Source organism: Rhizobium croatiense, from assembly GCF_019793465.1.
GTDB classification, from domain to species: Bacteria; Pseudomonadota; Alphaproteobacteria; order Rhizobiales; family Rhizobiaceae; genus Rhizobium; species Rhizobium croatiense.
The window spans coordinates 1-473 of the sequence record NZ_JAILYJ010000065.1 but is presented as its reverse complement, the minus strand read 5'-3'; the positions used below and the strand labels follow the sequence as shown (position 1 = coordinate 473).

The 473-nt window shown below is 64.7% G+C and carries 1 pseudogene; it reads left to right on the top strand.

Going from position 1 to position 473, the window contains the following annotated elements:
* Nucleotides 1–473 (top strand): annotated as a pseudogene (locus K6M89_RS30570) (GTP-binding protein); the annotation flags it as partial.

Genomic DNA, 473 nt, shown 5'->3' with positions numbered 1-473 from the left:
CCTACATCTACCTGAACTCCGGCACGGTGCGGCTCCGGCAATCTCTGGGCCTGCCCAAAGGCCTGGAACGGGTTACCGCGATCCATGTGTTCGAGGCCGGCCGGGTTCATGGCGCCGAGAGCCTCCGCGCCGGGCAGATCGCGCGCGTCAGCGGCCTTGCCGGCGCCCGCATCGGTGATGCTGTAGGCGGAAATCCTTTGGGCGAGTGGGCTCACTTCGCGCCGCCCGCGCTCGAAACCCGCGTTCTTGCCCATCGGCCTTCCGACAAGGCGGCGCTCTGGCTGGCGCTTAACCAGATGGCCGAACAGGATCCCTTGATCAATCTGCGCCGGAACGAGGAGGCGGACGAAGTCTACGTGTCGCTTTACGGCGAGGTGCAGAAGGAGGTTATCCAATCGACCCTGCTGACGGATTTCGGCCTCGAGGCAAGGTTCGAGGAGAGCACGGTCATCCTGGTCGAGAGGCCATTAGGG